Genomic DNA, 8,017 nt, shown 5'->3' on the forward strand with positions numbered 1-8,017 from the left:
CCCCAGGTGCAGATTGACCTTGGCCGGTGCACGCACGGTAACCGGCGACGGGACCACGGACAACGACGCACCTGACACGACTACAGAGGTTAGTGGTCGGGTACGACAGGCACCTGAGCGAGGCGGACAAAATCGGCCACCGACAACTTTTCACCCCGGATTTGCGGATCGATACCGGCCGCACGCAGTCGGCGTTCAGCCTCCGCCGCGCTACCCGCCCAGCCCGCGAGCGCCGAGCGCATCGTCTTGCGGCGCTGCGCGAACGCGGCGTCGATCACCTCGAACACCTTCTTGCGCAGACCGTCGTCGGCGGGGTAGACGGCGGTCCGCCGGATGCGGACGAGTCCGGATTCGACCTTCGGTTCGGGCCAGAACACGTTGCGGCCGACCGCGCCCGCCCGGGCCACGTCGCCGTAGTAGCGGGCTTTGACGCTGGGCACCCCGTAGATTCGGCCACCTGGGTCTGCGGCCAGCCGGTCGGCGACCTCCGCCTGAACCATCACCAAAGCGGTTCTGATACTGGGTAATTCGGCCATCAGGTGCAGCAGTACGGGGACCGCCACGTTGTAGGGCAGGTTTGCGACCAGTGCCGTCGGCTCGGGCAGGTCGGCGCGGCTCACGGACATGGCATCGGCGGTGATCACCTCAAACCGATCGGCCTGTCCCGGCGCCCGCTCGGCGATGGTACGCGGTAGACGGTCGGCGAGTTTCGGATCGATCTCGACGGCCACCACACGCCCGGCTTCGGCGAGTAGCGCCAGGGTCAGTGAGCCCAGTCCCGGTCCGACCTCCAGAACGACGTCGTCGGGACCGATACCCGAAGCCGCCACGATCCGCCGGACGGTGTTGGCGTCGTGCACGAAGTTCTGGCCGAGCGTTTTTGTGGGCCGCACCCCGAGTTCGGTGGCCAGTTCACGGATCTGCACCGGTCCGAGCAGGGCAGGCGCCCCGCCGGTCACGGGTTCAGGGGCGTTCAGTTCAGGCCCAGCTTGGACGAGCACGACGGCCACGCACCCCAGCCCTGAGCGGCCTGGGTCTTGGAGGCGATGGCGATCTGTTCCTCACGGGTGGCCAGGTCGGCGCGGGGGGCGTATTCCAGGCCACCCCAGCGTTCCCACGTGTTCTGGTCGAACTGGACACCGCCGTAGAATCCATTGCCGGTGTTGATGGCCCAGTTTCCGGTGGCCTCACACTGGGCGAGCTGGTCCCAGACCGAGCCTGCCGCGACGTACGGCGCGCCGTCCTTGGTACCGATCCGCACCGTGGCCGGAACCGGCTCGGTGACGACCGTCGAGCCGAGCTTCTCGCGCTCGGTGACGGTGCCGTTGACGATGGTCAGCCGGTAGGTGACCTTCGATGTGCCCGGTTTGCCCTCGTCCTCGACCACCTTGCGGTCCTTGACCAGCGTCGGGTCTTCCTTGGTGACGGGGGTGGCGCTGAACTTCTCGGTGACCGTCGACTCCTCGGTGCGAATCCGGGTGACGACGATCCGCATGCCCGGGCGGATCGGGGTATTGGGGGCCGGCTTGACCTTGTCGAGTCCGGTGAGCGGCTTGCCGGTGCCCTTGAGCACGTCAGCGACGGTGCGGGCGGCGACATTGGTGCGGAATGTGTTGGTGCCGTCGGTGACGCGAACCTTCTTGGGGAGCGTCACCTGCACCAGCCCGCCGGTGAGCGGGACGCTGTCGGCGCCGAAGTTCTGGGGGTGGGCGAGGGCGTCCTCGTAGCCGTTCTCGTCGAGGATCTCGCGCACATTGGTGGCGGTGGTCTCGACGGTCGACGTCTTGCCGTCGATGTTGAGGGTGAGCGTCTTGTGCCGGTTGTAGACGATGGTCTGACCGGCCTTGACGTCCTCCGTCAGACCCGGCAGCACCTCGTCGGCGTCCGAGGGGCGGTATCCCTGCTCACGCAGCACGCGGTCGACGGAGAAGGCCATGGTCGAGATCTGCTGGACCTTGCCGTCGACGGCGAGGGTGATGTCCTTGTGCGAGGTGATGCCGACGACACCACCTGCCATCACGGTGAGCAGAGCTGCACCGGTGGCCACGCGGGCCGCTTTCGAAGTGGACTTGCGGATGTGAAGCAGGGCAGACATGTTACGAATTCCTCGTCGACAACAGATCGGCCACGTACCGGTGTCACCACTCCGGACGGTCACAACGGGAGCTGTGCCGGGAAGCCCGGGAACGTGGGGCTGAACCTCTTGATTACGATACGATAACGAACAGAGTTGCCTAGCGCAAAGGTATGCCGTAAATCCGGCGGGCATTGGCCCCCAGAATCGCCGCGAGTTCGTCCTCCCCTACGCCACGGGTCCGCGCGATATCTCGTGCCGTGTACGGCAGGCAATACGACTGATTTGGCTGGCCACGGTAGGGATGCGGGGTCAGGAACGGCGCATCGGTCTCCACCAGGAGCTGGTTGTCGGGCACCAATTCGGCCGCCGCGCGCAATTCTCCGGAGTTGGCGAAGGTCACAGTTCCGGAGAAGCTCAGAACGTACCCACGGTCGATACATTCGCGTGCAACGTTTCGGTCACCGGAGAAGCAATGCATGATCACGGTCTCCGGCGATCCTTCGGCCGCCAGGACGTCGAGCAGGTCGGCGTCGGCGTCCCGGTTGTGGATCATCAGCGGCTTGCGCAGCCGCTTGGCGAGGTCGATATGCCAGGCGAATGCCTCGTACTGCTGCTCCTTGGTGGCACAGGATTCGGACTTGCCGATCCAGTAGTAGTCCAGGCCGGTCTCCCCCACCGCGACCACGCGGTCGTCGCCGGCCATCGTCTCCAGTTCCGCGCGGGCGGCGTCATCGAGTTCACCGGCGTGCGTCGGATGGAGCGCGACCGCCGCATACACCCGCTCGTCCCAGTGCGCCGCCTGATGCGCCCACCGCGCGTCGACGATGTCGTCGGCAACGGTCACCACCGCCTCGACGCCCACCGCGGCGGCACGGTCGACGATGGCCCGCACAGTCTCGGGGTCCCGCCCGCCGCACGCCGCCAGATGTGTATGCGCGTCGATCAGCCCGGCCAGCGGCGCCGGGTCGGGCGGCGGCTGCTTCCGCAACCGCTTGCGCGCCGCCTTGTTGCTCTCGGTCTCAGGCTTGCTCTCGGCCGGGGCGTCGTTCACGGAGACCACCTTGACACAGCACCGGACTCAGAGCGCGACCGTCCCATCGATGACGCCGTCACCGCACGCTGCGGACGAGGAGGACGGTCAGGCCGCCGAGGATGCCGAGGACGGCCGAGGCGATGAACAGGCCGGTGAAACCGCCGGTGGCCTCGACTACCAGCGCGCCGACGAGGGGGCCGAGCGCCTGAGGTACGGCCATCGCGATGTTCATGATCCCGAGGTCCTGGCCGTTGTGGTCGGGGTCGGGCAGCACCTGGGTCGCCAGTGCCTGATCGACGCCGAGGAAGGCTCCGAAACCGGCGCCCAGGAATGCGGCGGCCACCATGGTCATCGTCAGGTCCGCCTGTGCCGCGATGCAGAGTGCGGCGATGCCCTGGGCGAGTCCGGCGGCCAGGACGAACGGTTTGCGTCGGGCAATGCGGTCGCTGAGCGCGCCGCTCAGGAATGCGCTCGCGATGACGAACAGCATGTAGACGGCGCTCACCAGCAGCAGGTCGTCGTCCGGGTCGTCGACGCCGAGGCCGAAGGTCAGGAAGAACCACAGCAGCGAGGTGCCCAGCGCGTTGCCCAGGTTCACCAGCACCCGGCCGAGCAGGGTCCAGCCGAAATCGGGGTACTTCGACGGCGAGATCCACAGTTCGGAAACGATATTCGCCACGGTCAGCCGTCCGGTGCCGGCGTCGGACGGCAGCGGGTCGTCCAGGTGCAGCAGGAACGGCAGCACACACACGACGAGCGAACCCGCGTACACCAGGTAGGCGGGCAGATAACCGAGCGCGAACGACGACACGATCGCCATCCCCGCGATCACGCCGACGGCCTGCGGCGCCGACACGAAACTCGATACGACGCCGCGCTGGAACACCGGCACCTGATCGCTGATCAGCGCCGTCAGCGCGGCCGACGTGGTGGCGAAACCGGTGATCGCCCCGCACCACAGCACCGTGATCGCGACGATGTGATCCACCAGTCCCATACCGATCAGCGACATCGCGAACAACGCCATGCCGCCGACGATCCACGGTTTGCGACGGCCGTATCGGCTGCGGGTGCGGTCCGACAGCGACCCGGTCAGCGGGAACGCGACGAGAGCGAAGATCGCCGAGATCCCGGACACCACACCGAATGTCAGCACACTGCGACGCCAGTTGCCGGCGGTGACGTCGTCGCCGATGTCGAGCCAGTCGTTGACCTGCTCGGGAAGGGTGAGCTGGAACGGCGCCAGTTGCGCCAGCCACACCCCCATCCAGGCAAGTCCGAAAAGTCCGATCCACCTGCGGGATACGCGCTGCAACGCCGGCTCCGGGCGGGAAGTCATCCGGTCAACCTAGCCCACCGGGAGATCTCCCGTCGGTCAAGTCAGCGGACGGAGCGGAAGGGTTTGAGGCGCAGTGCGTGGCGCAGGACGAAACCGAGGATCTGCCGCATCAACGGGACGGCCCATCGCCACGGCAGCCAGCCGACCCAGCGGGGTGAGCCTGCGATCGCCCAGGTGACGATCAGCGTGCCGCGCGGGCCGTCGGTGAGCGTCCAGCGTTCGGCGAAACTATGGATGACCAGCGGTAACGACAGCGCGGTACCGGTGAGGGTGAGTTCGGACTCCTGCTCGACATGGGTGACCCGTTCAGTCACCGACAGCAGCGTTCCCGACATGGTGCGCACCGCACCCACCGGCACCGTCGCCCCGGGGATGACGGCGTCGCCGCTCCACGTCGGCCCGGACAGCAGCGGCAGGCTCGACATGTACTCGACGCCGACGATCCGGTCCCACACCTCCCGGCGCGAAAGCGGCGTGTTCACGGTGAGCACGATCGCGAACGACGCGCCGCGCGTGATGTAGCGGTCCACGCTGTCCGCCGGGATCTCCTTGCGCACCGCCGACCTGCCGGGATTGCCCGCGGTCCCCCACAGCACCACCAACCCGGCGATTCCGGCGACGCCGAGTGCCGCCAGTACCCCGATCACCAGCCACACGATCTGTGACGTACTCATCCATACCCTTCTGACCTGGTAGAACCGCTCGATGGATTTCAAGCTTTACATTTCATATATGAAACATGCTAGCGTGCTCGGTGAGAGCCAGGCCACAATACCGAAGGGGGTTTTCGGTGGCATTCGACCTTCCGGCGTCCAAGGGTCCCCTGCGGGACCTCGCCACCGAAGCCGGGCACACGCTCGGCTTCGCACTGCAGGCGATCGGGGCAACCGTCGTCGCGACACTGCGGCGACGACTGTCGCTCGGCGAAACGCTGAGTCAGGTCGTGTTCATCGGCCGCGTCAGCACCGGCCCCGCCCTGCTGCTGATGATCCCCGTCGGCGTGTTCATCGCGGTGTCCGTCGGCGAGTTGGCCGGCCGGATCGGGGCGGGCGGCTACTCCGGTGCCGTCGTCGCGTTCATCATCGTCGGCCAGGCCTCGGCACTGGTCAGCGCGCTGATGATGGCGGGTGTGGCGGGCTCGGCGATCTGCACCGATCTGGGCTCGCGCAAGATCCGTGAGGAGGTCGACGCCATCGAGGTGATGGGCCTGAACGTGATCGAGCGGCTCGTCGCACCGCGGGTGGCCGCCGGGATCATCGTCTCGATCATGTTGTGCTCGTTGATCACCGTCGTCGGCGTGGGTGCCTGCTACGCGTATCACATTTACGTGCAACATCTTCCGGCCGGCGCATTCATGGCCACGTTCAGTCAGTACGGCCGGATGTCGGACTTCGTCATGGCACTGGTCAAGGCCGCGGTGTTCGCGCTCATCTCGACCATCGTGGCCTGCTTCAAAGGACTTCATGCCCGCGGCGGCCCACGAGGGGTGGCCGACGCGGTGAATGAGGCCGTGGTGATCGCGTTCGCCCTGGTGTTCGTCTTCAATACCGTGCTCTCGCAGCTGTATACGGTGATCGTGCCCGCCGTTGGGGCCTACTGATGGTTGCCACCCACGACACGACCTACCGCATCCGGCAGTCGGCCTCGCGCCGGATCGAGGGCGCCACCTCGACGGTGGTGCGCCTCGGTGAGTACGTCACGTTCATCACCCGAGCGATCCTGGCGATCCCGTACACGCTGGTCCACTACCGCAGGCACGTCCTCAATCAGATCTCCGAGGTCACCTTCGGTTCCAAGTCGCTGCTGTCGGGCGGTGGCACGCTGGGCATCGTGCTGGCGATGTCGCTGGCGGCGGCGATGATGCTGGGCGTCGAAACCTACCGTGGCCTGCAGCTGGTCGGTATGACGTCGCTGTCGGGAATGCTGTCGGCGGTGGCCAATACCCGAGAACTCGCGCCCGTGGTGGTGGCGATCGCGCTGGCCGCCAAGGTGGGCACCGGGTTCACCGCGCAGATCGGCGCGATGCGCATCTCCGACGAGATCGCCGCACTAGACGTCATGGCCATCCGCTCCATCCCGTTTCTGGCGACCACCCGGATGATCGCGGCAATGGTGTGCGTGCTCCCCATCTACATGATCGGTCTGCTCTCGAGCTACATCGCGACCCGCCTCGTCGTGGTCTGGTACAACGGCGAATCTTCAGGCACCTACGACTACTTCTTCCATCTAGCGCTAAGCCCGTCGGATCTGGTGTATTCGGCCACCAAGGCGGTGTTCTTCGCCGGCATCGTGACGCTGGTGCATTGCAGCTACGGCTATTTCGCCTCCGGCGGCCCTGAGGGTGTCGGTCAGGCGGCCGGACGGGCTTTGCGCACATCGATTCTCGCGATCGGCATCTTCGACGTGATCCTGACCTTCGGCCTGTGGGGCCTGGTGCCCGAGATTCCGGGAATGGGGATCTGACGACATGACAATCATGCTTCCCGGTCGTCAGGTATCCAAGGCCGGCTACATCTTTCGCGCGATCGTCGCGATGGCATTGCTGCTCGCGTTCGCGCTGTGGATGATCTCGCGCAGCACCGGCATGTTCGACGACACCGCCCAGGTGCACGGTGAGATCCCGGTCGAGGCCGGACTGATCTCTCCCGGCGCTCCCGTGCGTTACAACGGTGTCAAGGTCGGCAATATCGATTCGATCGAGGCCGGCACCACGTCGTCGCGGATCGGTCTGGCCGTCGATCGCTCGATGATGAAGCGTATTCCGGACAATGTGGTCATCCGGGTGGCGCCTCGAACCTTCTTCGGCGACATCTATATTCAGTTGCGGCCGGGAACGGGCGAGTCCACCGGGGAACTGCGCGACGGCGCCGACATCCCGGTCGACAGCGGCGACGACGCGGTCAACCTGTACGACGTGTTCACCAAGCTGTCCACACTGCTCGGCGAGGTCAAACCCGAGAAGGTGAACGTCGCACTCAACGTGGTGAGTCGGGCGATCGGCGATCGCGGCGACGAACTCGGCATCATGATCGACGACTGGTGGGTCGCCTCCCGCGAGTTGGAGTCGACGATGAATCGCTTCCTCGACGCCACCCCCAAGTTCCGGGCCGTCGTCGAAAGTCTGCGCCGGGCAACGCCGGACGTGATCAAAACCCTCGCGTCCACCACCTCGATCTCGCGCGGAATCGTGGAGAACCGCGACCAACTGGTGGCCATGATGTCCTCGGCCGCGGGCTATCTGGATTCGGTGACCCCGTTCGTGGCAGCACAGCGCAAGAACCTGATCACCATCATCGACTCCACCTCCACCATCTTCTCGACGGTGGCCGACAATCCCGACGGCCTGTCGACGACGCTGGCCGAGGCCGACAAGTTCGGTGCCGCCGGCACCATCCTGTTCGCCACCGGCAAGTTCAACATCACCGCCGTGCCGACGTTCTCCCAGCCCATGCCGTACACCGCCGCGGACTGCCCTCACTACGGAAACCTGCGCGGCCAACAGTGTTTCGGCACCAGCACCCGGCAGGGTGTCGGTCCGGTACGGGCCCCTGGTGAGCCCAACGGCACC

The 8,017-nt window shown here is 66.2% G+C and carries 8 protein-coding genes; 3 read left to right on the top strand and 5 right to left on the bottom strand.

Features of this window, described 5'->3' with window-relative positions:
- Positions 1–89 precede the first annotated feature (89 nt).
- From rsmA to KDB67_RS16275, 5 genes are all read right to left on the bottom strand, one after another.
- Positions 90–1,010, bottom strand: a complete 921-nt coding sequence (gene rsmA, locus KDB67_RS16255; protein WP_291017720.1) for a 16S rRNA (adenine(1518)-N(6)/adenine(1519)-N(6))-dimethyltransferase RsmA — start codon at positions 1,008–1,010, stop codon at positions 90–92.
- Complete coding sequence (locus KDB67_RS16260; protein WP_291017723.1) at positions 974–2,095, bottom strand: resuscitation-promoting factor; 1,122 nt, start codon at positions 2,093–2,095, stop codon at positions 974–976. The genes rsmA and KDB67_RS16260 overlap by 37 nt, the downstream gene beginning before the upstream one ends.
- A gap of 139 nt (positions 2,096–2,234) precedes the next feature.
- Positions 2,235–3,137, bottom strand: coding sequence for a TatD family hydrolase (locus KDB67_RS16265; RefSeq protein WP_291017725.1), 903 nt, complete (start codon positions 3,135–3,137; stop codon positions 2,235–2,237).
- 49 nt (positions 3,138–3,186) lie between these two features.
- Complete coding sequence (locus KDB67_RS16270; protein ID WP_291017726.1) at positions 3,187–4,449, bottom strand: MFS transporter; 1,263 nt, start codon at positions 4,447–4,449, stop codon at positions 3,187–3,189.
- Positions 4,450–4,490: 41 nt separating this feature from the next.
- Positions 4,491–5,123, bottom strand: coding sequence for an SRPBCC family protein (locus tag KDB67_RS16275; protein ID WP_291017728.1), 633 nt, complete (start codon positions 5,121–5,123; stop codon positions 4,491–4,493).
- Positions 5,124–5,239: 116 nt separating this feature from the next.
- Between KDB67_RS16275 and KDB67_RS16280 the strand changes: the two genes are divergently transcribed.
- From KDB67_RS16280 to KDB67_RS16290, 3 genes are all read left to right on the top strand, one after another.
- Positions 5,240–6,049 (top strand): ABC transporter permease, encoded by an 810-nt coding sequence (locus KDB67_RS16280; protein WP_291017730.1) that lies wholly within the window; start codon positions 5,240–5,242, stop codon positions 6,047–6,049.
- Complete coding sequence (locus KDB67_RS16285; RefSeq protein ID WP_291017732.1) at positions 6,049–6,912, top strand: ABC transporter permease; 864 nt, start codon at positions 6,049–6,051, stop codon at positions 6,910–6,912. The genes KDB67_RS16280 and KDB67_RS16285 overlap by 1 nt, the downstream gene beginning before the upstream one ends.
- Positions 6,913–6,916: 4 nt before the next feature.
- Positions 6,917–8,017 (top strand): MlaD family protein (locus KDB67_RS16290; protein WP_291017734.1); only part of this gene is annotated, 1,101 nt, incomplete at its 3' end.

Origin of the sequence: Gordonia sp. (in: high G+C Gram-positive bacteria), assembly GCF_020438995.1 — a bacterium.
Classification (GTDB): domain Bacteria; phylum Actinomycetota; class Actinomycetes; order Mycobacteriales; family Mycobacteriaceae; genus Gordonia.

What these genes read in the sequence shown, in the direction of transcription:
- KDB67_RS16285 (WP_291017732.1), top strand. Translation starts at nt 6,049, where the DNA reads ATGGTTGCCACCCACGACACGACCTACCGCATCCGGCAGTCGGCCTCG.
- KDB67_RS16260 (WP_291017723.1), bottom strand. Translation starts at nt 2,095, where the DNA reads ATGTCTGCCCTGCTTCACATCCGCAAGTCCACTTCGAAAGCGGCCCGC.
- KDB67_RS16270 (WP_291017726.1), bottom strand. Translation starts at nt 4,449, where the DNA reads ATGACTTCCCGCCCGGAGCCGGCGTTGCAGCGCGTATCCCGCAGGTGG.
- KDB67_RS16275 (WP_291017728.1), bottom strand. Translation starts at nt 5,123, where the DNA reads ATGAGTACGTCACAGATCGTGTGGCTGGTGATCGGGGTACTGGCGGCA.